20 protein-coding genes are annotated in these 23,344 nt (G+C 71.1%); 8 read left to right on the top strand and 12 right to left on the bottom strand.

Going from position 1 to position 23,344, the window contains the following annotated elements; all coding sequences use genetic code 11:
- Positions 1-54: 54 nt before the first annotated feature.
- Both trmB and ACFQRI_RS14535 read right to left on the bottom strand, forming a co-directional pair.
- A complete protein-coding gene (gene trmB / locus ACFQRI_RS14540) occupies positions 55-699 on the bottom strand; it encodes a tRNA (guanosine(46)-N7)-methyltransferase TrmB (protein WP_380668764.1) in 645 nt (214 codons plus the stop codon).
- A gap of 179 nt (positions 700-878) precedes the next feature.
- Entirely contained in the window at positions 879-1,472 is a 594-nt protein-coding gene (locus ACFQRI_RS14535; RefSeq protein ID WP_380668665.1) for a hypothetical protein, read from the bottom strand.
- Positions 1,473-1,704: 232 nt separating this feature from the next.
- Between ACFQRI_RS14535 and ACFQRI_RS14530 the strand changes: the two genes are divergently transcribed.
- The gene (locus ACFQRI_RS14530; RefSeq protein WP_380668663.1) at positions 1,705-2,172 is read left to right on the top strand and encodes a universal stress protein; all 468 of its coding nucleotides are present in this window, start codon (positions 1,705-1,707) and stop codon (positions 2,170-2,172) included.
- Between the two features lie 474 nt (positions 2,173-2,646).
- Here ACFQRI_RS14530 and ACFQRI_RS14525 read toward each other — a convergent pair whose 3' ends face one another.
- From ACFQRI_RS14525 to ACFQRI_RS14515, 3 genes are all read right to left on the bottom strand, one after another.
- Positions 2,647-3,372: a hypothetical protein gene (locus ACFQRI_RS14525; protein WP_380668661.1), complete on the bottom strand. Its 726-nt coding sequence runs from the start codon at positions 3,370-3,372 to the stop codon at positions 2,647-2,649.
- Positions 3,369-4,313: an ABC transporter ATP-binding protein gene (locus ACFQRI_RS14520; protein ID WP_380668659.1), complete on the bottom strand. Its 945-nt coding sequence runs from the start codon at positions 4,311-4,313 to the stop codon at positions 3,369-3,371. Before ACFQRI_RS14520 ends, ACFQRI_RS14525 begins: the two co-directional genes overlap by 4 nt.
- Before the next feature lie 172 nt (positions 4,314-4,485).
- On the bottom strand, positions 4,486-5,274 hold the full coding sequence (locus ACFQRI_RS14515) for an HAD family hydrolase (RefSeq protein ID WP_380668657.1): 789 nt from the start codon (positions 5,272-5,274) through the stop codon (positions 4,486-4,488).
- A 117-nt stretch (positions 5,275-5,391) separates the two neighbouring features.
- Here ACFQRI_RS14515 and ACFQRI_RS14510 point away from each other — a divergent pair, with 117 nt between their 5' ends.
- From ACFQRI_RS14510 to ACFQRI_RS14480, 7 genes are all read left to right on the top strand, one after another.
- Positions 5,392-6,915 carry a dynamin family protein gene (locus ACFQRI_RS14510; protein WP_380668655.1) on the top strand — a complete coding sequence of 508 codons (1,524 nt, stop codon included), beginning with the start codon at positions 5,392-5,394 and terminating at the stop codon, positions 6,913-6,915.
- A 125-nt stretch (positions 6,916-7,040) separates the two neighbouring features.
- The gene (gene grpE / locus ACFQRI_RS14505) at positions 7,041-7,367 is read left to right on the top strand and encodes a nucleotide exchange factor GrpE (RefSeq protein ID WP_465269724.1); all 327 of its coding nucleotides are present in this window, start codon (positions 7,041-7,043) and stop codon (positions 7,365-7,367) included.
- A 42-nt stretch (positions 7,368-7,409) separates the two neighbouring features.
- Positions 7,410-9,278 (top strand): dynamin family protein, encoded by a 1,869-nt coding sequence (locus ACFQRI_RS14500; RefSeq protein WP_380668651.1) that lies wholly within the window; start codon positions 7,410-7,412, stop codon positions 9,276-9,278.
- 250 nt (positions 9,279-9,528) lie between these two features.
- Entirely contained in the window at positions 9,529-10,278 is a 750-nt protein-coding gene (locus ACFQRI_RS14495; protein WP_380668649.1) for a DUF6802 family protein, read from the top strand.
- A 461-nt stretch (positions 10,279-10,739) separates the two neighbouring features.
- Complete coding sequence (locus ACFQRI_RS14490; RefSeq protein ID WP_380668647.1) at positions 10,740-12,557, top strand: phosphoenolpyruvate carboxykinase (GTP); 1,818 nt, start codon at positions 10,740-10,742, stop codon at positions 12,555-12,557.
- Positions 12,558-12,834: 277 nt separating this feature from the next.
- Positions 12,835-12,978 (top strand): hypothetical protein, encoded by a 144-nt coding sequence (locus ACFQRI_RS14485; protein ID WP_380668645.1) that lies wholly within the window; start codon positions 12,835-12,837, stop codon positions 12,976-12,978.
- Between the two features lie 218 nt (positions 12,979-13,196).
- A complete protein-coding gene (locus ACFQRI_RS14480; RefSeq protein ID WP_380668643.1) occupies positions 13,197-14,411 on the top strand; it encodes an ROK family transcriptional regulator in 1,215 nt (404 codons plus the stop codon).
- 7 nt (positions 14,412-14,418) lie between these two features.
- On the opposite strand, the gene ACFQRI_RS14475 is transcribed toward ACFQRI_RS14480, so the two are convergent.
- The 7 genes from ACFQRI_RS14475 to ACFQRI_RS14445 form a co-directional block, all read right to left on the bottom strand.
- The gene (locus ACFQRI_RS14475) at positions 14,419-15,267 is read right to left on the bottom strand and encodes an SGNH/GDSL hydrolase family protein (protein WP_380668640.1); all 849 of its coding nucleotides are present in this window, start codon (positions 15,265-15,267) and stop codon (positions 14,419-14,421) included.
- 110 nt (positions 15,268-15,377) lie between these two features.
- Positions 15,378-17,657, bottom strand: a complete 2,280-nt coding sequence (locus ACFQRI_RS14470) for an oxidoreductase (RefSeq protein ID WP_380668638.1) — start codon at positions 17,655-17,657, stop codon at positions 15,378-15,380.
- Between the two features lie 191 nt (positions 17,658-17,848).
- A complete protein-coding gene (locus tag ACFQRI_RS14465) occupies positions 17,849-18,604 on the bottom strand; it encodes an amino acid ABC transporter ATP-binding protein (RefSeq protein ID WP_380668636.1) in 756 nt (251 codons plus the stop codon).
- Complete coding sequence (locus ACFQRI_RS14460; protein ID WP_380668762.1) at positions 18,601-19,398, bottom strand: amino acid ABC transporter permease; 798 nt, start codon at positions 19,396-19,398, stop codon at positions 18,601-18,603. The genes ACFQRI_RS14465 and ACFQRI_RS14460 overlap by 4 nt, the downstream gene beginning before the upstream one ends.
- Before the next feature lie 144 nt (positions 19,399-19,542).
- Complete coding sequence (locus ACFQRI_RS14455; RefSeq protein ID WP_380668760.1) at positions 19,543-20,307, bottom strand: basic amino acid ABC transporter substrate-binding protein; 765 nt, start codon at positions 20,305-20,307, stop codon at positions 19,543-19,545.
- Between the two features lie 504 nt (positions 20,308-20,811).
- Entirely contained in the window at positions 20,812-22,908 is a 2,097-nt protein-coding gene (locus tag ACFQRI_RS14450) for a VanW family protein (RefSeq protein ID WP_380668634.1), read from the bottom strand.
- Between the two features lie 68 nt (positions 22,909-22,976).
- Positions 22,977-23,297, bottom strand: a complete 321-nt coding sequence (locus ACFQRI_RS14445; RefSeq protein WP_380668632.1) for a GroES family chaperonin — start codon at positions 23,295-23,297, stop codon at positions 22,977-22,979.
- Positions 23,298-23,344 lie beyond the last annotated feature (47 nt).

The raw sequence follows: 23,344 nt of genomic DNA, 5'->3' as shown, positions 1-23,344 counted from the left end.
GATCGGCTGACCGGGTGAACGTGGTGGGTGAAATGGCAGTTTGGCCGGGAACTGCTACACGCGCTCGTAGATGAGGTCGCGGATCTCGCGGCCCTCCTCGTGCGCCCGGTTCTCGAACTTCGTCACCGGGCGCCACTCGGGCCGCGGGGCCCAGCCGCCGGGCTGGTCGGCGTGGCGGTTGCGCAGCTGCGGCTCCGCCTCGCAGACCTCCAGCATCTGCTCGGCGTAGTTCTCCCAGTCGGTGGCCAGGTGCAGCACCCCGCCGGCGCGCAACCGCGAGGCGATCAGCTCGACCGTCTCGGGCTGGACCAGCCTGCGCTTGTGGTGCCGCTTCTTCGGCCACGGGTCCGGGAAGTAGATGCGCACCTCGTCCAGCGACTCCGGGACCAGGTGCTCGCGCAGCAGGACCATCGCGTCGCCGCGCAGCAGCCGGAGGTTGCCCACCTCCAGCTTCTCGGCGCGCAGCAGCAGCTGAGCGAGGCCGGGCTTGTACACCTCGACGGCCAGGTAGTTCACGTCCGGCTGCGCGGCCACCAGCTGCGCGGTCGTCTCGCCCATCCCGGAGCCGATCTCGAGCACGACGGGGGCGGAGCGGCCGAACCAGGACTCGACGTCCAGCGGACCTTCGGGCAGCTCGGCGACGTCGGAGCCCAGCTCGGGCCAGTGGCGATCCCAGGCCCGCTGCTGGCCGACGGTCATCCGCTCGCCGCGCTGGACGTAGCTGACGACGGTGCGGCGGAACGGAACCTGCTGGTCAGAGGCATTCACGGGAACCCAGTATCGCAAACGCGGCAGCGGCTCCGAGCACCGAACCCCACCTGCGGGCCGACCGGGGTGACGGAATTCTCAGGCCCGGCCGGGTCCGGCCTCCGCGGCGGTCACCAGGACTCGACCTTCTCCAGGATCGAGATCAGCCCGTCCAGGCCGTTCACCGGCACCGGCAGCGGTTCCTCCTCGCCGTGCGCGGGCACCGCGTCGAGCCGGCCCTGGTGCTCGTCGGTGGGCACGACCGCGGTGGGCTCGTGCACCGGGCCGCGGTCCGAGGGGGCGTACTCCCAGTACCCGGACTCGCCCGCCCCGCTCCAGGGGACGAACACCCAGCCGGGCCGGCCGGCCAGCACCGAGTGCACCGCGTCCTCGAACTCGAAGGCCGCTTCGCGCGACGCGATGTCGCCGCGGTCCAGGGCCCGCAGCCACCACGGCGCGGGCAGTCGCCTCCGGGCGCCGTGCAGCTTGCGGTACAGCCCCAGCACCTGCTGCTCCGGCGCGGTGTGGATCCAGCTGCGCCGCAGCGAGGCCGGGGTGGCGCCGTCGCACTCGACCGGGTGCGATTCGGTGGCCAGCGACCACTCCAGTCGCGGAACGGGCTCCAGGGCCACGTCGGATCCTCGATCGTGCGGCGCGTCCTGCCGGGCGCGGCTGCGCGGTTCGATCAGCGAGTCGATCGACGAGCGTTCTTGCGAGTGCAGCATGCGGCTCACTCCTCTTTGCCGAGAAGGGCGCGAGGCGGGGTCTCGTCCACGACCGCGCCTGCCCCCAAGCAACGCTGGTTCGGGACAACCCTCTGACTACTGCTCTACCACCAGAACAGCGGAGGAATGAGACGTCCGTGTAAAATGTGCCGGACATCACAGAAAAACTCGTTCGGATGGTCGGTAGCGGCACGAGTCGACAGCGCGGCCCACGCGGGGTTGGAGTGGAAGAGTGCCTGACCAGATGTACCAGCGCGTCGAGGTCGACGGCGGCGTCGTCGTCGGCGTGGACGCCTCGTCCTCGTCGCTGCACGCGTTGGAGAGCGCCGCCGAGGAGGCCAAGCGCCGCGGCACGGCCCTGCACGTGGTGTGCGCGTGGAGCATCCGCACCGCGCCGCGCCCACCGGACTGCCCGCCGAACGCGGTGCCGAGCATGGAGGCCTTCCAGCACGAGGTGGAGAAGGGCGCCGAGCGGCTGATCGCCCGGCGGCTCGGCCCGGACCCGGGCATCGACATCAAGGTGCACGCGGTGCACTCGCCCTCGCCGCAGGCCCTGCTGTCGGCCTCGCGCGGCGCGGACCTCCTGGTCGTGGGCCACCGCGGACGAGGCGGCTTCTCCGGGCTCATGCTCGGCTCGGTGGCCGAGCAGTGCGTCCGCCACGCCGCCTGCCCAGTCCTGGTGGTCCGCCCCGCGGTCTGACGAGAAGGCGCAAGCGGCGAAGCCGCGAGCCGAAGACCCACCCGGGCAACCGGCACCGCCGCGGGTTCTGAGGCGCCGCGTGGCGAGGACAGCCGCGACGCCGCGTAGGTGAGCTACTCAAGGAGCGGATCCCGCAGCCACGCGGCGCCTCAGGTTCCGCCACCCGCACCGGCGCGCAAAAGGACCACGCGAGGAGAAAGGAAAAGCACAGGGCCCGGACCATCCCCCGAATGACAGCCCGGGCCCTCCCCCGTCCCGACCGCCGGCGCCCCCGAGCGCTACTTGCAGTCGGTCGTCTGCGGTTGTGCTCGCCGGGCCGCCCACGTGCGGGAATCGGCCCGATCTTGACTTCGATCCTATCGGTCGGCGTGACCAGGCTCTCGGCCGGGCTCGGTAACGTTTCGCGTTCCCCCGCCCAGCTGGGAATTTCGGAAGTTGATCACGCGCCGCTCACCTCAAGATCGAAAAAGCTGGTCAGGCGTCCCGGTTGCGCACCACGAGCGCCGCCACCAGCCAAACACCGAGGGTGATCGCCGCGAAGTACGCGAGGCCTCCCCACGGGCCGTAGGGCAGGTCGGTGGGCATCGGCCCACCGCCCCGCAGGAACTGGTCGGCGGCCACGAACGGCATCCAGTTGTTGATGTCGGTGCCGATGTTCGGGATCAGCAGCACCAGCTGCTCCACCAGCAGCGACCACACCAGCAGCAGGGCCACCGCGCCGGCGGTCTGCCGCACCAGCGCGCCGACCGCCACCGCCAGCACCGCGCTGATCGCGAAGACCGCGCCGACACCCGCGACCAGCCGCACGGATTCCGAATCGTCCAGGGCCAGCGCGACTTCGGGTCGCAGCACCTTGGCCACCGCCCAGGAGCCGAAGGCCACGACCTCGCCGAGCAGGAAGCCGAGCCCCGCGACCAGAGCGGTCTTGGCCGCCAGCGCGACGACCCGGTTGGGCACCGCGAGGAAGGTCGCGCGGATCGTGCTGAAGCGGTACTCGGTGGTGATCGACAGCGCCGCCAGCACCAGCATCACCATCAGCCCGAACTGGTAGCCCGCCTGGGTGCTCGACACGTCGACCCGGTCGGCGTTGGTGGCCACCAGGGCCGAGAGCCCCACCGGCAGCGCGATCGCCAGCAGCATGCACCACCAGGTGGAGCGCACGGAGAACAGCTTGATCCGCTCAACGGCGAGCAGGCTCATCGGGCCACCCCCTGGCCGGTCAGCTCGGGCGCCGCGCCGAGCGAGGTCTGGTACTCCACGGCTTCGCCGGTCATCTGCATGAACGCGTCCTCCAGCGAGCCCCGCTGCTGGGTGAGCTCGTGCAGCACGATCCCGTTCGCCGCGGCGATTTCACCGATTCGAGCGGTTTCCGCGCCCTCGACCACCATGCCTCCGTCCGAATCGGACCGAACGCCGAAGCCCTGCGCGCGCACGTGCTCGGCCAGCGCGCCCGCGTCCGGCGTGCGCACCAGCACCTCCCCGCGGCCCGCGCCGTCGACGAGCTCGCGGGTGCCGCACTGGGCCAGCAGCTTCCCGCGGCCGATCACCACCAGCTCCTCCGCGGTCTGGGCCATCTCGGAGAGCAGGTGGCTGGAGACGAAGACGGTGCGGCCCTCGGCGGCGAGCCCCTGCATGAACCGCCGGATCCAGTGGATGCCCTCCGGGTCGAGCCCGTTGACCGGCTCGTCGAACAGCAGCACCTGCGGGTCGCCGAGCAGCGCGGTGGCGATGCCCAGCCGTTGCGACATGCCCAGCGAGAACCCGCCGGCCTTCTTGCCGGCGACCTCGGTCAGCCCGACCTGCTCCAGCACCTCGTCGACCCGCTTGATCGAGATCCCGTTGGCGCGAGCCATCCAGCGGAGGTGGTTGCGCGCGGAGCGGTTCGGGTGCACCCACTTCGCTTCCAGCAGCGCGCCCACGGTGTGCAGCGGGTGCTTGAGCTCGGCGTACCGCTTCCCGTCGATGCGCACGTCGCCCGAGGTCGGCGCGTCGAGCCCGAGCATCATGCGCATGGTGGTGGACTTGCCCGCGCCGTTGGGTCCGAGGAATCCCGTCACGTGGCCCGGTTCGACCTTGAAGGACAGGTCCTGCACGGCCACTTTCGAGCCGTAGCGCTTGGTGAGGCCTATCGCCTCGATCATGTTCACTCCTGTTGCGGACGCCGTGTTGGATCGGTTCCGCGACCAGCCTGCCCGATCCGCTCCTGGCTTCGCCGACAGTCAACGGGAAACGGGTGCTGCCGGACCTCAGGGTTGTCCCGGATCGATCCCCGGTGTCCCACCCCTGCCGGAGGAGGGCCCGCTCGCGGAGCCGTCAGCCGAACAGCCGGTGCAGCACCGCCGCGACGCCGTCCTCGGCGACGGGTCCGGCCACCTCGTCGGCGGCCGCGCGCACCTCGGGCCTGGCCTGCCCCATCGCGACCCCGTGCGCGGCCCAGCGCAGCATCTCGATGTCGTTGTCCCCGTCCCCGGCGGCGAAGGTCAGCTCGCCGCGCACGCCGAGCTCCACCCGCAGCTTCTCCAGCGCCGCGCCCTTGGACACCCCGGCGGGCACCACGGTCACCCACGGCTCGTACTGGTCGAGCGTGTGGGTGCAGTCCGGGAGCTCGACGCCGTCCAGCGCGGCGAGCAGCTCGTCCGGCTCGTGCCCGGACCACTCGGCGATCAGCCGGGGGACGGGCGTGGCCACCAGCTCCTGCGGAGCGGCCGGCTGCTGCGGGCCGTGCAGGTTCGCCGGGTCGAACTCGGCGGTGACCAGGCTCCCGATGCCCACCCGCTCGGTCGCGAAGATGCAGCCCGGCAGCCGTTCGGCGAGCTCGGCGAGCACCGGCGCGGCGTCGAAGGTCGTCACCGACAGCGGCTCGCGGGCGGCCACGTCGACCAGCACCGCGCCGTTGGAGCACAGCGCGTACCCGCCGGTGAGCTCCAGCTCGTCGAGCACCGGCCGGGTGCCGAGGAAGGTGCGCCCGGTGGAGATCACCACCTCCGCGCCGGAGGCCAGCACGCGTCGCAGGGCGTTCTTGACCACCGGGGAGATGGTCTGGGTCTCCGGGTCCAGCAGGGTGCCGTCGATGTCGAGGGCGACGAGCTCGGGGGTACTCACCCGCGCAGGCTATCGACGCGGGCGAGCAGCGCGCGCTCGCGCGAGGCGAACTTCACGCACCGGCGGTCGTGGCAGGATGGGCCCACCCCGAACCCGCGCCCGGAGGACCTCGACCGCTTGAGCACGGCACCCGACCAGCACTGGCCCGGCCCGCTGTCGGCCGAGGTGGCCAGGCTGTGCGCGGGGCTGCGCCCGAAGGTCTCCGAGCGCACCGCCGAGGGCTTCGCCGAGGTGCTGGACCGGCTGCGCGCGCCGCTGCAGGTCGCGGTGGCCGGGCGGATCAAGTCCGGCAAGTCCACGCTGGTCAACGCGCTGATCGGACGCCGGGTGGCGCCGACCGACGTGGGCGAGTGCACCCGGCTGGTCACCCGCTTCCAGTACGGCACGGTGGACCGCGTGGAGGTGGTGTTCCACGGCGGCGAGCGGCAGGCGGTGCCCTTCGACGCCGACGGCGGCATCCCCGCCGATCTCGGAGTGGACCTCGCCGAGGTCAGCCACCTGGAGGCCTACCTGACCAACGCGGTGCTGCGCGATCTGACGGTCATCGACACCCCCGGGCTCGGTTCGCTGGACGCCGCCTCGGTGGCGCGCACCGAGGAGCTGCTGGGCACCTCCGAGGAGCTCGACCCGGTCTCGCGCAACGCGGTGGCCGGGGCCGAGGCCGTGCTCTACGTGGTCACCCAGGGCGTGCGGGCCGACGACGAGCAGGCGCTGGCCTCGTTCACCGCGGCCACCGCCAGCCGGGAAGCCGGCCCGATCAACGCGCTGGCGGTGCTCAACAAGGCCGACACGATCGAGGCCGACACCGTCGCCGGGTCGGACGGGCAGGTGTGGCGGGCCGCCGAGCTGCTGGCCGCCAAGCAGGCCGAGCTGCTCAGGCCCAAGGTCGCCGACGTGCTGCCGGTGATCGGGCTGCTCGCCGAGACCACCGAGTCCGGCGGGTTCACCGCCGAGGACGCCGAGGCGCTGCGCGCGCTGGCCGCGCTGGACGCCGAGACCCGCGAAACGCTGCTGCTGTCCGCCGACCTGTTCACCAGCTGGGAGTGCGACGTCCCCGCGGGCACCCGCAGCGGCCTGCTGGAGCGCTTCGACCTCTACGGGGTGCGCAGCGCGCTGGAGATCATCGACGAGCAGCCGGAGATCACCGCCGGTGCGCTGCGCCGCCGGTTGCAGGACCTGTCCGGGCTCGCCGCGGTGCTGGGCCGGCTGCGCTCGACGTTCCGCGCGCGGGCCGACGGGATCAAGGCCGCCGCCGCGCTGGGCTCGCTCACCGCGCTCGCGCACGCCTCCGGCGAGCTCGAGGAGCGCGAGCTGGTGCACGACGCGATCGAGGGCCTGCTGACCAAGCCGGAGGCGCACCAGCTGCGGGTGCTCGAAGCGCTGACCCTGGTGGCCACGGGCGCGGTGGAGATGCCCCCGGACCTGGCCGAGGAGGTGCTGCGGGTGGGCGGTTCGACCGGTTTCGACGAGCAGCTCGGCCTGCCCGGGCGGCAGCGCAAGGAGCTCGCCGACTACGCGCTGGAGCGGGCCAACTGGTGGCGCTCGTTCTCCTCGTTCGGCTCCACGCCCGCGCAGGGGAGGGTGGCCCACGTGGTGCACCGGGCCTACTTCCTGATCTGGCAGCAGCTCAGGTCCGGGTGATCACCGTGCGTTGGCGTCGCGGCGGGAAATCACCCGATAGCGGAACCACATCCAGCTCCGATCCGTCCGTGCAGGAGGAGGGCACCACCGTGGCCTCGGACGCCGACGCCGAGTTGGGGACAGACATGATCGCCGTGACCAGCGAGAGCGGTGCGCTCGAGCACGCGCTCACCGAGCGGGCCAAGCTGATCGAGCTGTGCGTGTACGCGGTCGACCGCGCGCGCAGCGCGGGCGTGGCGCAACGGCTCGTCGAGGGCCTCCGGGAGATCGGCGTGTCGGCGCTGCGTCCGGACGGCGAGCGCTTCGACCCCGTCCGGCACGAGGCCGGTGGCACCCTGCCCACCGACGATCCGTCGCTGGACGGCACGATCGCCGAGACCGAGGTGCCCGGCTTCGCCGACCGCGCGCAGGTGCTGCGGGCCCCGGTGGTCACGGTCTACCAGCTCCGCTGAGGGGCCGGGAGAATCACCGCCGACGACGGGAGGGAGGCAACGGTGTCCGCATCCGGGGTCGCGGCCGCTGCGCTGCCGCAGCAGGTCAAGCAGACCAGGGACAAGCTCCTCGGGCTGCTGCGCGAAGCGGACCCGGAGGCCGCGGAATGGGCCGAGCAGGTGCGCCGCAACCGACCGGTGACTCCCAGCGTGGTCGTGCTCGGCGAGACCAATCGGGGCAAGTCTTCCCTGGTCAACGCGCTGCTCGGGCAGCCGGGGCTCTCGCCGGTGGACGCCGAGGTCGCCACCGCGACCTACCTCCGCTTCGAGCACGGCCCGGAGTGGACCGCGCACGCCTGCTACCCGGGCGTGCAGGACCCGGTGCCCTTCGACCTCGACGAGCTGGCCGACTGGTCCAGCGCGAACGGCGAACTGCCCGAGGGGCAGCTGCCGCCCCGCTACGTGCGCGTCGGGGCACCCCTGGAGCCGCTGTCCGAGCTGACCGTGGTGGACACCCCGGGCACCGGCGGGCTGGACGCGGTGCACGGGGAGCTGGCCATGGAGGCCGCGGGGGCCGGGACCGCGCTGCTGTTCGTGGTGGACGCCTCGGCTCCGTTCACCCGCGGTGAGCTGGACTTCCTGCACCGGGTCGGCGAACGGGTGGAGACCGTGCTGTTCGCGCTGGCCAAGACCGATGCGCACCGCGGTTGGCGGCAGGTGCTCGACGAGGACCGCAAGCTGCTGGCCGAGCACGCACCGCGGTTCGCCGAGGTCCCGATCCACCCGGTCTCGGCGCGCATGGAGCAGCTCGCCGAGCAGGCCTCCGGCGAGCGGGCCGCGGCGCTGATGCGGGAGAAGTCCGGCGTCGGCGCGCTGCGCGACGAGCTGGAGCGGCTGATCACCGGGCGCTCGGCGATGCTCGGCGAGGCCAACACGATGCGCGCGCTGTCCACCGCGCTCGCCGAGCTCGCCGCGAACCTGGAGGCCGAGAAGCGGGCGCTGACGGCGGGCCAGGACGAGGCCGAGTCGCTGCGCGCCCGCCGGGACGAGCTCACCGCCGCGCGCCGGTCGTCCACCCGCGGCTGGCAGGTGCGGCTGCGCGGGGAGGTCCAGCGCACCAGGGTGGAGATCTCGCACGAGGTCTCCCGGCAGGTCCGCGAGGTGCAGAACTGGTTCCGCCGGGCCATCGACACCGCCGACCGCGCGCGGCTCGGCGAGCTGCCCCGGCAGGTCGACGTCGCGCTGCAGATGGCCTCCACCCGGGTCGCCGCCACGCTGTCCAGCCGGCTGGCCGGGGTGGCCGAGCAGACGCTGGAGGAGCTGTTCTCCGCCGAGGAGCTGGACGTGATCCGCTCCCAGTTCGCCCGCGGCGCCCAGGCCCCGATCGCGCTGCGCCCGCCGGACCGGCGACCGCCGACCGCCGAGGACAAGCTGCTGATGTTCATGGGGCTGTCCGGCGGGCTCGGCATCGGTCGCGCCGCGGCGATGCCGCTGGCCGGGGCCGGGATCGCGGCGGTGAACCCGATCGTGCTGCCGGTGACGATCGTGCTGGGCCTCGGGGCGGGCTGGTGGATGGCCCGCACCCGCAAGCACGCCGCGGACAAGCAGCACCTCAAGCAGTGGCTCACCGACGCGATCGCCGACGCGCGCTCGGCGCTGGACCAGCTGGTCGCCGAGCAGCTCATCGAGGCCGAGCAGCAGCTCTCGCTGGCCCTCGACGACGCGCTGACCAGGCGGATCGAGGCGATCGAGGAGGAGCTGCGGGAGGTGGACAAGGCGCTCAAGATGGACGCCGCCGAGCGCAGCCGCCGGCTGCAGGCCGTCGACCACCGGCTGACCGAGGCCACCACCGGCCGCGACCGGGCCGAACACCTGCTGGCCGCGATCCGCGACCTGCGCGACACCGCGCCGCGCGCCGAGCAGATCCCCTGATGGGATGGTTTCGGGGTGGAACCCCCGGGCCCTAGGCTGCGTCCCAGGACGGACGGAACCGTCTAGCACGGGGATGGCGTGCGAGCGGCGCAGCCGCGAGGCGTTCGACTGCCGGCCGCCCTCGCGGCTCGCACCGCAGCGGGTTCTGATCGGCTTCCCGGCGCGGCCCAGGGGCCGGTCAGGTTCCGCTACCCGCACCGCCGCGCAGGGCGAGCTCGGTATCGGGCTCTTCAGGGACCGAGGGGTTGGCGTGTACATCGAGGAGACCGGCACCGGTGACGGGGACATCAAGGTCACCGTCGGCGGCGAGGACTACACCGCGGAGGCGAACTTCGACCTCGACGGCGACGGGATGGACGACACCGTCGCGGTGATGACCGACGACGGCTACCTCGCCTACATCGACGAGGACCACGACGGCCGCGCCGACGTGATGCAGACGATCAACGGCGAGGGCGCGGTCACCCGGCAGGCGCGGTTCCACGAGGACACCGGGGAGTGGACCGGCGAGCGCCCCGGGCAGAACCCGGCGCCCGGCCGCGAGCACGCGGAGCAGCACGACCGGCGGATGGTCATCGACACCCCGGAGGGCGACAAGAAGGTCGGGATGCCCACCGAGGACACCAACTCCGACGGCGTGGCCGACACCGCCGTGGTCGAGGGCCGCGACGGCGGGACCATGATGGTCACCGACCTGGACGGCGACGGATCCGCCGACCAGGTCGTGGAGATCTCCACCAGCGGCGACGTGACGATCTCGCACCACACCGGCGAGGGGCAGTGGACCGTGGTCGAGCAGGGCAAGATCGACGACCGGGGCGGCTACGCGCCGGACCCGAACGCAGCGGCCACCGATGACGCGACCTGGACGTTCGAGGAGCCCGCGCCGCAGCAGCACCCGGTGCAGGAGACCAGCGCGGACGTCGACCGGGGCGGCGCGCACCGCGGGAGCGCCGCGGCCGCGGATTCCGACCCCACCTCGGACGCCGTCTGGAACTGATCCACCTGCGGTTTTCCGCGATGCAGATTCACCACCTCAGTCCCTTTGCGGAAAACACCACCTGAGAAGGTGAATTCACCACTCGACCGAGGGTCACATTCAGGCCTTCGGGCGGTTTTGCATTTGCGGCAACCGCCATTCGGCGGTGGGCTGCCACGCGCCAGAGGTTCGCGGCCACGTCCGGTTCGCCGGAAATCCGGCAGCGCACGGGCCTCTCCACGAGCAGATTTCCGTTGGCGACGACGGTGAATTTGGTACTGAATCGATTCCCTTATCGTTCCTGTGAGAGAACCGACATCGCTGATCTTCAATGCTCGCGCTTATCGCCGTTAGCCTTTGTGCATCCCTTTTTTCACTTCGCCCGGCTCTCCGGGCCGGGCGAAGCGTTCCCTGCAGAGGTCGGTGGGAAGTCCCATCGACGCCTATCCGGGCTGTGGCGCCCAGTCAGGAGACACGACGCGATGACCGCATTGACCATCCCCGGTCTCGACCAGGCCCCGACCAAGCACGAGCGCCTGCTGTCGTGGGTGCGTGAGGTCGCGGAGCTGACCACACCGGACCGCGTGGTGTGGTGTGACGGTTCGCAGGACGAATGGCAGCGGATGACCGACCGGCTGGTCGAGGCCGGGACGTTCAAACGACTGGACAAGAAGCCGGACTCGTTCTACGCGGCGTCGGACCCCTCTGACGTGGCGCGCGTCGAGGAGCGCACCTTCATCTGCTCGGTCGACGAGAAGGACTCCGGGGTCACCAACAACTGGATGGACCCCGGCGAGATGAAGGCGATCATGACGGAGCTCTACCGGGGCTGCATGCGTGGTCGCACGATGTACGTCATCCCGTTCTGCATGGGTCCGCTCGACGCCGACCCGCCGCGCATCGGCGTGGAGATCACCGACTCCGAGTACGTGGTCGCGTCGATGCACATCATGACCCGGATGGGCGCCAAGGTCATCGAGCGCCTGGGCGAGGACGGCGACTTCGTACCCGCGCTGCACTCGGTCGGCGCGCCGCTCGAGCCCGGTCAGCAGGACGTGCCGTGGCCGTGCAACGACACGAAGTACATCACCCACTTCCCGGAGGAGCGCAAGATCTGGAGCTTCGGCTCCGGCTACGGCGGCAACGCGCTGCTCGGCAAGAAGTGCTACTCGCTGCGCATCGCCTCGGCGATGGCGCGCGACGAGGGCTGGCTGGCCGAGCACATGCTGATCCTCAAGATGATCTCCCCGGAGAACAAGGTCCACTACGTCGCGGCCGCGTTCCCCTCCGCCTGCGGCAAGACCAACCTGGCCATGCTGCAGCCGACCATCCCGGGCTGGAAGGTCGAGACCCTCGGCGACGACATCGCCTGGATGCGCTTCGGCGAGGACGGCCGCCTCTACGCGGTGAACCCCGAGGCCGGCTTCTTCGGCGTCGCCCCGGGCACCAACTGGAAGACCAACCCGAACGCGATGCGCACCATCGAGAAGGGCAACTCGCTGTTCACCAACGTCGCGCTGACCGACGACGGCGACGTGTGGTGGGAGGAGATGGAGCACCAGCCGGAGCACCTCACCGACTGGAAGGGCCGCGACTGGACCCCGGACTCCGACGAGAAGGCCGCGCACCCGAACTCCCGCTACTGCACGCCGATGTCGCAGTGCCCGATCCTGGCCCCGGAGTGGGACGACCCGAACGGCGTGCCGATCTCGGCGATCCTGTTCGGCGGCCGCCGCAAGACCACGATCCCGCTGGTCAACGAGTCCTTCGACTGGCAGCACGGCGTGTTCATGGGTGCCACGCTGTCCTCGGAGAAGACCGCCGCCGCGGCGGGCAAGGTCGGCGAGGTCCGCCGCGACCCGATGGCCATGCTGCCGTTCATCGGCTACAACGTCGGCGACTACTTCCAGCACTGGGTGAACATGGGCAAGGAGGCCGACTCCTCCAAGCTGCCCAAGATCTTCTACGTGAACTGGTTCCGCCGCGACGAGTCCGGCGAGAAGATCGTGTGGCCGGGCTTCGGCGAGAACTCCCGCGTGCTCAAGTGGATCATCGACCGGATCGAGGGCAACGCGGCCGCGGAGGACACCGCCATCGGCCGGGTGCCGTCCTCCGACCAGATCGACCTCGAGGGCCTGGAGTGCCCGCGCGAGGACGTGGACACCGCCCTGCACGTCGACATCGACGAGTGGAGGGCCGAGCTGCCGCTGATCGAGGAGTGGTTCGACACGATCGGCGACGCCCTGCCGAGCTCGATGCGCGATGAGCTGGAGGCCCTCAAGCAGCGCCTCGGCGCCTGAGACCCCGGACGGGTGGCCGCGATGTGTCGTGGGAAACCTCGCGGCCACCCGTCCGGCGCGGCGGATGGCAGGATCCGCGCGCGCTCCTGGCGGCGCTCCCCCCGGCCGGCATGACCGGGGGGAGCGCCGCTTTGCTCTTCCCGGGAAGAGCAGAACTGCTCACCCGGGTCGAGTAGAAGAGAATTCGACGACGATCAGCAACCAGCCGGACACTTTCCGCGTCCAACGAATACCGCTCCACCCGGGAGCGGTCGATGGGACGAGGAGGTGCTGAACCATGGCCGGCTTGGCGTTGTTGGTGTTGGCGTTGGTCGCCGTGGCCGCGGTGTTCGTCGCCTTGCGCGACGAGGGGGCCGAGGAGATCGCGGTCACCGACGAGGACGTCGAACTCCCCCGCGAGACCCCGCGGGCGGGCCGATGACCGAGATCGTGCGCGCACCGCCCCGGGTGCTGACCCCTTTTTCATCAGACGTCCCCTGCGAGCTCTTCGCCCGCAGGGGACTTCTGATGAAGAAAGTGCCGGCGCCCCGCGCGCGGCGGTTGCGGTTAGGCTGAGATCTGGATCACACTCGGGGCCGAGCCAAGTCCATTCGCTTGCACAAGTCAATGATCATGCCGGTCTCAACCACAGGAGCTTCGATGACGAAGGCGTCCTGGCAGGGGACGAATCTGCCCCGCGTGGGCGGGTTCAACCGTGCTGTCGTGCTCGACACGATCCGCAGGCACGGCGAGATCAGCCGCGTCGAGCTCGCGCAGCGCACGGGGCTGACCGCGCAGACCATGTCGAACATCGTGCGAGCGCTGATGGACGACGGCCTGGTGACCGAGAACGGCCACGCGCCCTCGACCGGCGGCAAGCGGCGGGTGCTGCTCAAGGTGGTGCCCGACGCCTGCGCCGCGGTGGGACTGCACCTGGACCCCGAGCGGATCACCGGAGTGCTGCTCGACCTGGCCGGCGGGGTGCTGCTGCGCACCACCAGGAGACTTCCCGCGGACCCCGCCCCGGCAGCGGTGGCCGCGGCGCTCACCCGCACCGGGCAGCACCTCGTGCGGCGCTCCGGGCTGCCCGCCGAGCGCGTGCTGGGCACCGGGCTCGCGGTCCCCGGGCCGATGGACTCCGCGCACCGAACCGTGCTCGACCCGCCGAACCTCCCGGGATGGACCGAGGTCCCGCTCGCCGACCTGGTCGAGGAGCGCTTCGAGGTCCCGGTGGTGATGGACAACGACGCGACCGCCGCCGCGATCGGCGAGCGCTGGTCGGGCTGCGAGCGGCGCACCGGGTCGTTCGTCTACGCCTACCTGGGAACCGGGGTCGGCATCGGGGTGGTGCTCGACGACCAGGTGCACCGCGGGGTCAGCAACAACGCCGGCGAGATCGGGCACGTGCACAGCGGCGGCGGACGGCCGTGCCACTGCGGGCGGCGCGGCTGCCTGGAGGCCTACTGCTCGATGCGCTCGATCGTCGCGGACTGGCGGGAGGCCAACGGGCAGCCCGAGCCCACCTCGGTCGCCGCGGCCTACGACCAGCTCTGCCGCGAGGCGGTGGCGGGCAACTCCGCGGCGCGCAACGTGCTGCGCCGCACCGCCACCCGGCTCGGGCAGTCGTTGGCCTCGGTGGTCAGCGTGCTCGACGTGGACCGGGTGGTGCTGGGCGGCCCGGCGCTGCGCCACGTCGCCGAGCTCGTCCGGTCCCGGGTCGCCAAGGTGGTCAACACCCAGGTCTGGGCCCCGCACGTCCGCCCGGTCCAGGTGGAGTCGGCCCTCATCGGGACCGACGCGGCGGCGGTGGGCGCGGCCTCCCTGGTCTTCGATCACACCTACTCGCCGCGCCTCAACACGCTCCTGGGCTCGTAGGCACCGCTCAGCCCGCCAGGTCGCGGGATCCGACCTCTTCGGCGACCGCGCGGCCGAAGGCGGCCATGCCCCGCTCGTTGGGGTGCAGCGGCGCGGCCGGCGCGGTGGGCACGAAGCCCTCGAAGTACTTCTCGCCCTTCGGCGCGCAGACGTCGTGACCCTCGCTGACCGGGCGCAGGTCGACGAACGAGGCCCCGTGCGCCGCGGCGCGCTCGGCGAGCATCTCGCTCAACTTGTCCACACTGGACTGGAGGTAGTCCGCGTCGCGGGGGAGCACCGGCTGCGCCGGGTAGCAGCCGCCGGGGCGGATGTAGGTGCCGTAGCCGACGACCACGACCCGCGCGTCCGGCGCCCTGGCGGTGATCTCGTCGAGCACCGCGTCGATGTCCGGGGTCAGCGCTTCCACCCGATCCGCCAGCTCGTCGCCCTCGGCGGTGAACCGGTCGGCGCAGGAGCGCGCGATCGGCTCGGGAAGCGGGTTCAGGCAGGACACCGCGGCCTGCACCAGGTCGATGTCGTTGCCGCCGATGCTGACCGTGACCAGGTCGGTGCTCGGGCTCAGCGCGTCGTACTGCGGTGGCAGCACCAGGTGCTGGCGGCCGGCGAAGTCCTCGGTCTCGGCGCCCGAGCAGGTCACGTCGGTCAGGTCGGCGCCGAGCTCGGCCGCGGCGACCTGCGGGTAGTTGTTGGTGGACCGGAAGCACAGCAGGTTCGGGTCGGGATCGGGCACCAGCGGCCCCGCCGCGGCGGAATCGCCCATCGCCACGTACTCGAAGGAATCCGCCGCCTGCGCGGGCGCGACGGGCAGCGCCGCCACCGCGATCGCGGACGCCACCGCCAGGGAAAACCGAACCACGCGAACCTCCCGTGCTCTGCTCGACCCCGTCGATCAGAGCACGAAAGTCCGCCGCTGCCAGCCTAGATCACCCGTTCACGGCGCGGATTCGCCCGAAAGGAATCCCCCGATCACCGCACGTCGCGCCGCAGCGCGCGGGTGATGCCCGCGGCGACGGTGGTCGCCAGTATCCAGCCCGCGGCGATGAGCACCACGGTGATCCACTTCGAGACCCCGGTGCTCTGCCACATCGAGTCGTGCCCGAGGTTGATGATCGGCACCAGCTGATCCACCGTGTACAGGAGCGGGTCCCACACCGGGTTGTCGTCGGAGTTCACCGGGTGGCGCAGCGGGTTCCACGCGAACCACGCGGTTCCGGCGGCGGTGAGCAGCACCAGCCAGATCAGCGCGCGCAGCGGCCGGTAGCCGTAGCTGACCGTGGCCCGCTGCAGCAGGCTCCACAACCGCACGGGCGGCCGGAAGACCGGCCGGGTCGCGTGCGCGATGGCCTGGTACCTCCTGCGCTGCTTCTCGATGAGCACCGTCACCGCGTGCTCCTCGTTGCCGTTTCCGTTGAACACCCGGGCCAGCTGGTCGTAGGGGCCCGGCTGGTAGCGACCGCCGGAATTGGCGCGCAGCCAGCCCAACCGCTCGCGCACCATCTCCCGATCGCTCGGCTTGACCACCCGGGAGAGGTTGTCGTAGCTGAAGTCCTCGACGTCCACGCCGCCGTCGGCCTCCCACAGCTGCGCGTTGTCGCCCAGCAGCTCGCACTGGGCCTGCCGCAGCAGGACCCGGCCGCGCGGCGGCTCCTCGGGCAGCAGCGTGAGCTCCTGGGCGACCAGGCCGAACGCGCCGACCGCGTTGGGGCTCATGTAGTCGCCGAGCCGGGAGCCCCAGAAGTTGGCCTGCCGCCCCACCTCGGCGCGCCGCAGCTGGATCTCGCCCTCGGCCTCGAACGAGCGCCTGCCCGCCGCGCACACCAGGTCCCGCGCGACTCGCGCGGCGCGCAGGTCCAGCGAGGGCTTGTAGGCCAGCTTGTGGTGGTGCCAGGCGGGTCTGGTCAGGTGCGTCGAGCGCAGGTCCAGGCTCGCTCCGACGGCGATGCCCTGCAGCTGCACCGAACCGGCGATCTCGGCCTCCCGGCACTCCAGGTTGCTGCCCACGCTGCTGCGGCTGGCCTGCAGGACGTCGGTGCGCGGTCCGTGCAACAGCGCCTTGTTGAGCTGGAAGCTGCCCTGCACCCGCACGTCGATCATCCGGAGCATGCCGAGCGCCACGAGCTGCCGCGCGTCGAAGTTGCCGTTGATCACCGCCCCGTCGATGTGCAGCGCGCGCAGCGGTTCCTGCACCGCCTGCTGCGGGCTCTGCGCCCAGCTCAGGTCCAGCCAGGCCCGCGACATCCGCAGGTCGCCGCCGATCTCGGAGCTGACCATGCGGATCGTCCCACCGCTGCAGAAGCCCTCGTCGAGCTGCGCGTCGCCGCTGATCCGGCAGCGGTCCACGATCAGGGTGCTGGTCGGGTCGTCGTGCGGCGACTCGCCGCGCTGCGGCGCGGCCACCCCCGGCTCCAGCACCGCGTCCCGCATCCGCAGGTCGCCGGCGATGTGCGAGCTGGGCAGGTACACCCGCCCGGCCACCGTGACGGCACGTCCGGAGGTCGGGTCGACGTCGCAGCGCAGCGAACCGCCGAGCTGGATCCCGTTGGCGTTGAGCGCCAAGCGCCCCCGGTTGCGCAGCGCCGACCCCGACAGGGTCAGGTTCCCGCCGATCTGCGCGCCGGGGATGCGCAGCTCACCGGCCACCCGCAGCCGCATGCCCAGCATCGCGCCGGCCACGCGCAGCCGGTCGGCGTGTACCGCGCGCTTGCCCGGGTTGATCAGCTCGCTGTCGTTGAGCACCAGCGACCCGCCGAGCTCGGCGTCGGCGAGGTGGATCAGGCCGCCGCGGCTGGTGCACCGCTCGATCACGGTGTCGCTGCCGATGCGCAGGTTGCGCGCGCTGAGCCCGGGCAGCAAGCACTCCCGCAGCACCAGGCCGGCCAGCGCCGCCTGCCGCAGGTCCGGTTGCCGCTCGAACCGGCAGCGGACGAACTCCAGCAGGTAGGGCAGATCGGCCGCGCGCAGGTTGAAATCGCCGGTGATGACCGCGTCCTCGATGACGATCACCGGTTGCTGGCCCCCGCCGCCCTTGGCGAACGGGCCCCAGCCGGAGGAGCCCTCCTCCGGCGACTCGATCAGCCGCCGGGTCAGGAACCCGCCGCGGATCTCCCGCTCGGGATCGTGCTCGGCGGCGTGCACGTCCAGCGGCCCGGCCTCGGTGCGCTCGCCCCGACCGCTGCGCAGGAGGTCCTCCACCCGCCGCTCGGCGGCGGTGGCCGGACCGCTCCCGTTCTCCTTGACCCCAGGCATTCTGGCCCCCGGAAGAATCGCCATGATCCCCGATCGTCCCCGATCGGCACCCGGTAGACGCGCGATCCGGACGATTGGTTTCTAGCACCGGGGCATGACACTCCGAACGGAGCAGCGGCGCGGAGCGGTGTTCCACGTGAAACGGCCCCGGCGGGTCGTCAAGCGACTCGCCGGGGCCGTGACCGCTTCGATCACTCGGTCGCGTGCGTCGGGTTCAGCACGCGCGCGAGGAAGGCGCGGGTGCGCTCCTCCTTCGGAGCGCCGATGACGTCGGCGGGGTTGCCCTGCTCGACGATCCCGCCGCCGTCCATGAACAGCACCCGGTCGGCGACCTCGCGGGCGAACTGCATCTCGTGGGTGACCACCAGCATGGTCATGCCCTCGTCGGCGAGCTGGCGCATCACGCCGAGCACGTCGCCGACCAGCTCCGGATCCAGCGCCGAGGTCGGCTCGTCGAAGAGCATCACCTTCGGGTTCATCGCCAGCGCGCGGGCGATCGCCACGCGCTGCTGCTGGCCGCCGGAGAGCTGCGCCGGCATCGCGTCGACCTTCTCGGCCAGCCCGACGCGGTCCAGGTTCTCCCTGGCGATCTTGACCGACTCCTCCTTGCCGCGGCCGAGCACCTTGCGCTGCGCCACGGTGAGGTTGTCCAGCACCGACAGGTGCGAGAACAGGTTGAACTGCTGGAACACCATGCCGATGTGCCTGCGGGCGCCGTCCAGGTCGGTGTCCGGGTCGGTGAGCTCGTGGCCGTCCACCACGACCTTGCCCGCGGTCGGCTCCTCCAGCAGGTTCACGCAGCGCAGCAAGGTCGACTTGCCGGAGCCCGAGGGCCCGATGACGCACACGACCTCACCGCGCTCGACCCGCTGGTCGACGTCGCGCAGCACCTCCAGGTCGCCGAACGACTTGCAGAGGCCGGAGATCTCGATCATCACGTCGCTCATTTGGTGGCTCCCTTGGTTCGCACCCCGCCGTACTTGCGCTCCAGCAGATCGGAGAGCCGGGACAGCGGAATCGTAATGACGAGGTAGCACAGGCCGGCGATCAGGATCGGCGTCAGCGACTGGTACTGGTTCAGCGCGCCGCGGCCGAACTTGGCCAGCTCGTACTGCTCCGAGGTCAGGCCCAGCAGGTAGACCAGGGAGGAGTCCTTGGTCAGCAGGATCAGCTCGTTGGTCAGCGGCGGCAGGATGATCCGGAAGGCCTGCGGCAGCACCACGGTGAGCATGGTGCGGGCCGGGGACATGCCCAGCGAGCGGGCCGCCTCGACCTGCCCCTTGGGCACCGCCTGGATGCCCGCGCGGATCGTCTCGGCGATGTAGGCCGAGCCGACCAGGCCGAGGCTGAGCATCACCGTCGAGTAGATGTCGAAGCGCAGCTGGAAGGCGATCGGCACGCCGAAGCCCAGCGCGATGAACACGAGCAGCGCGGGCAGGCCGCGGAACAGCTCGATGTAGGCGGTCGCGATCCAGCGGTACGGACCGACCGACGAGAGCTTCATCAGGGCCAGCACGATGCCCAGGCCGAGGCCGAAGGCGAAGCCGACCGCGGTGTAGACGATGGTGTTGACCAGCGCCGTGGTGATCACGTCGGGGAACTGCTTGGCCCCGACCTCGATGTTGAAGAAGGCCCGGCCGATCTGACCCCAGTCGGCCAGGAACGCCAGCACCACGGCCACGACGACCAGCAGGCCGTACTGGATGCCGCGGCTGAGTCGCGCCCGTTGCCGCCTGCCCATCCGGGCCTTGGGCCGCTCCTCGATCTCGGTTGTCATCGAATCTCCATGTGTCCGGCGGGGGCGCCGTCGTCCGGCGCGGGTCCGGCGCACCGCTCGGGGCCGGTGCGATCGGCACCGGCCCCGTGGTGGCGACGAGTCAGGTCCTCACTCGGGCTTCTTGCCGAACCACTTCTCGTAGATCTTGTCGTACTCGCCGGACTGCTTGGCCTTGGCCAGCGCCTCGTTGACCTTCGACAGCAGCGCCTTGTTGCCCTTCTGGACGCCGATGCCGTACTTGTCGCCGGTCACGAACTCCTTGGTGACCTCGGTGTCCGGGTTGTTCTTGGCGAAGTTGTAGAGCACGCCGTTGTCGTTGATCGCCGCGTCGACGCCGCCGGTGCGCACGTCGGTCTGCTGCAGCGCCAGGTCGTCGAAGACCTTGATCTCGTAGCCGAACTTGTCCTTGTTCTCCTCGGCGTAGATCTGGCCGGTCGTGCCGACCTGGACGCCGAGGGTCTTGCCGCGCAGCTGGGACAGGTCGGAGACCCCGGAGCCCTTCTTGACCAGCAGCGCCTGCTCGGCGTTGAAGTACGGGTCGGAGAAGTCCAGGTTCTGCTTGCGCTCCTCGGTGATGGTCATCGCGGCGGCGGCGACGTCGCACTGCCCGGAGTTGAGCGACTCACCGGACTGGATTCCCTCGTCGAAGGGCGCGTCGACGATCTTCTGCTTGACGCCGAGGTCCCTGGCGACCAGGTCGACCAGGTCCACGTCGAACCCGACGGTCTTGCCGCCCTGCTTGAACTGGAACGGTTCGTAGGGGAGGTGGGTGCAGGTGGTCAGGACGCCGGGCTCGACGAGGCTGACCTCGCCGCCCGCGGCGGTTCCCTGACTCTTGGTGGACTCGGCACAGCCGGCCGCTGCCACAGCCATGGCCAACGCGGGCACGAGTGCCAGCGCACGAAGGGTTCTGCGACGCGCCACTTTGTCACTCCTAGTAGGTGAGAACGCAAGTGAACGAATGGTGCCACTCGATCGGACGTAAGCCCAATAGTTCTTGGCGCGGTTCCGTCGAGCTCTTCGGAAATCGCCGGTCACATGACCGATCACGCTTGGTAAAGCTTTCCCGCCCGAACGATCCAGCGCGGAGGATTTCCGGCGGTTCGCCCCGCAACGCGATCGATGTCCGGTCGCGCCTCCCCGCAGCGCACCCCCGCGCTGTGGCGACCACCACTGCGGAGCGGCCGGGAACCGGACGTTCGGGCGCCAGTTGCGCGCACCCAGCGTGTTCGAACGGCTCCGCGGGACTCGCCCGAGTCGACAAATCGCCAGCTCGACGAATCACCTGAACGCACCATCGCCCTGTCGGCAAATCGCCGTCCGCTCAGCGAAAGAGGGCCCTCCCCGCCGAGGCGGGGAGGGCCCTCTTCGGATCGATCAGCGCGGACCGGGAGGCGGCGGCGCCCCGCAGTGGATGATCGGGTGCGGGTCGTAGACCGTCTTCTGGTTCTCGGTGCGGACCTCGCCGGTGGTCAGGTCCCGGATGGTGCGGGTGTCGACCACCGAGAAGCCCGGCTTGCCCTTGCTCGGCTCGCAGGGCGCTCCCGGCGGCACGACCTTCTCCTCCGGCGGGGTCGGGTCGAACCGCGGACCGGTCTTGGACTGCACGTCGAACTGCTTGGTGCCCCACAGCGTCACCGTGATGTCCGAGGGCGTCCAGCTCGTGGTGATCATGATGCCGCTGTTGGAGACGTTCTTGAACTTGACGTCGATGATGCTCTTGCCGGACGACGACTGGAACACCGTGGCTTCCCGGCCCTCCGGGTAGCGGCTGATGTAGTAGCTGTGCGGCTTGTGCTCGAGGTCCTTCATCCCCGCGAAGTACGAGGCGTTGTAGAGCGTCGTGGCGAACTGCGAGATGCCGCCGCCCACCGCCTTGTCCGGGCGGCCGTCCTTGATGATGCCGGACTCCACGTAGCCCTGCGGCTTGCCGCGCGGACCGGTGTAGCCGTTGAGGCTGAACGTCTCGCCGGGGCGCAGCAGCGCGCCGTTGACCTGCTCGGCCACCCGCCGGATGTTCACGCCCGAAGCGGGCTCGAACCCGCCGGTGGTGAACTGGCCGACGACCTCGCGCACGCCCAGCTGGTTGGCCTGCTCGGTGGTGAACTGGGCCGGCTGCGGCCTGTAGACGGCGTTGATCTCGCGGCCGTCCTGCGCGCGCAGCTTCTCCATCAGCGGTTCGAAGGACTTCTTCCAGTCGATGCTCACGCCGTCCACCGACGGGTGCACGGTCGGCCTGCCGCCCTCCAGGACGATCTCGGCGTCCTTGCCGGGCTTGATCGTGTCGCCCAGCTGCTGCTCCAGCTCGCCGATCGCGGCGGGCTCGTCGATGCTCGCCTTGAGCCCGCCCCTGCCGTCCGGGGCGAAGCGCAGGAGGTCGGCGATGTCCTGCGGCGACAGCTCCGCGTCCTTGCCCTCGCCGTGCACGACGAGCGGGCCGGAGACCGCGGGCTCGGCGACCTGCTCCAGCGCGCGCCGCACGCCTTCCGCGGTGGTGCCCACCGGCTTCTGGCTGGCGGGCAGCGTGATCGCCGAGTTCTCGGTGTAGTGCGCGATGATCTTGTCGGCGGAGCGCTGCACGTCCAGCGCCTGGCCGTGCACCGGGTCGACCGCGACCGGGGTGGCGCCCTCGAAGCGGATGGTGCCCTCGATCGACGGGCGGTCCAGCTGCGCGCGGGCGCCCTCCAGCGCCCGCACCAGCTTCTGCCGGTCGGCGGTGCTGACCGGCTCCACCTCGTGGGTGGAGAAGAACGAGGCGATCCGGGTGAAGGGGTTCAGCGGCTGGTCGTCGGCCTTGTCGACGGTGGCCTTCCAGTCCGTCCGCAGCCCGACCTCGCCCGGCTTGATGCTCGTGGAGGCCTCGCCGACCTGCAGCTTGATCGGATCGGACGGGTCGCCGCCGAGCCGGTCGCGCAGCTTGGCCTCGGCCTGCTGGTTGCTCAGGGTGCCGACGTCGACCCCGGCGACCACGGTGCCCCGCGGCAGCGAGCCGCTGGTGAACACCAGGTCGCCGATGTAGAGCAGGATCAGCGCGGCGGCCGCGATCCCCGCGATCAGCCCGCCCTTGAGCAGCTGCTGCCGCTTGGCGTCCGCGGGCTGCTGCGGGGCGTCGGGCTGGTTCCAGCCGAGGTCGCTGCCCGCGACGCCACCGCCGACCGCGCCGAAGCTGGTGGTCTGCTCCTCGGCGCCGACGTTCGGGATGGACTGGGTCGCGCCGATCGGGAAACCGCTGAAGTCACCCGGCACGGCGGCGATCTGCTGAGTCCGCTCGGCATCGGATTCCGGCGCGGGCGGTTCCTGCTCGGCGGGCATCTCGATCTTGCCGGTCTGCTCGGCCGCGGACTCCGCGGGCGCGGCGTCCGCAGCCGGCCACTGGGGCTCGTCCTGCGCGTCGTCGGAAGGCCGCTGGTCCTGACCGGAGCGGATCCGCTCGGTGGGATCCGCTCCGCTGGGGTGATCGTGGTTTTCCGGCACCGCTTCCCCTTCTCCTCGGTCCTGCGGTGGGGGCGTTGCGCCCGCTTCGCCGGGGGTCCGGCTGGGGACTACAAGTACAGGCCCGTGCCCTGCTCGGTGTCGTGAGTGGCCACGGCGTGCAGGTCGCGTTCCCGCATGACGAGGTAGGCCTGGCCCTGCACCTCGAACTCGTACTGCTCGTCGGGGTTGAACAGCACCTGGTCACCGACCTTCACGGTGCGCACGTGGCTGCCCACGCCGAAGACCTCACCCCAGATCAACCGCTTGGCCACCTGGGCGGTCGCCGGAATCACGATGCCGCCGCTGCTGCGGCGTTCCCCGGTCTCCGGGGAGATGCGCACCATGACCCGGTCGTGCAGCATCTGGATCTCGAGCTTGGCATCGGTCACCCGAAAAGTTTACTTGCCCCCAACGGATGACCTACCAGCAAGGGGGG

Origin of the sequence: Saccharopolyspora griseoalba, assembly GCF_042665275.1 — a bacterium.
Classification (GTDB): Bacteria; Actinomycetota; Actinomycetes; order Mycobacteriales; family Pseudonocardiaceae; genus Saccharopolyspora; species Saccharopolyspora griseoalba.
This window is presented reverse-complemented; position numbering and strand designations above follow the sequence as displayed.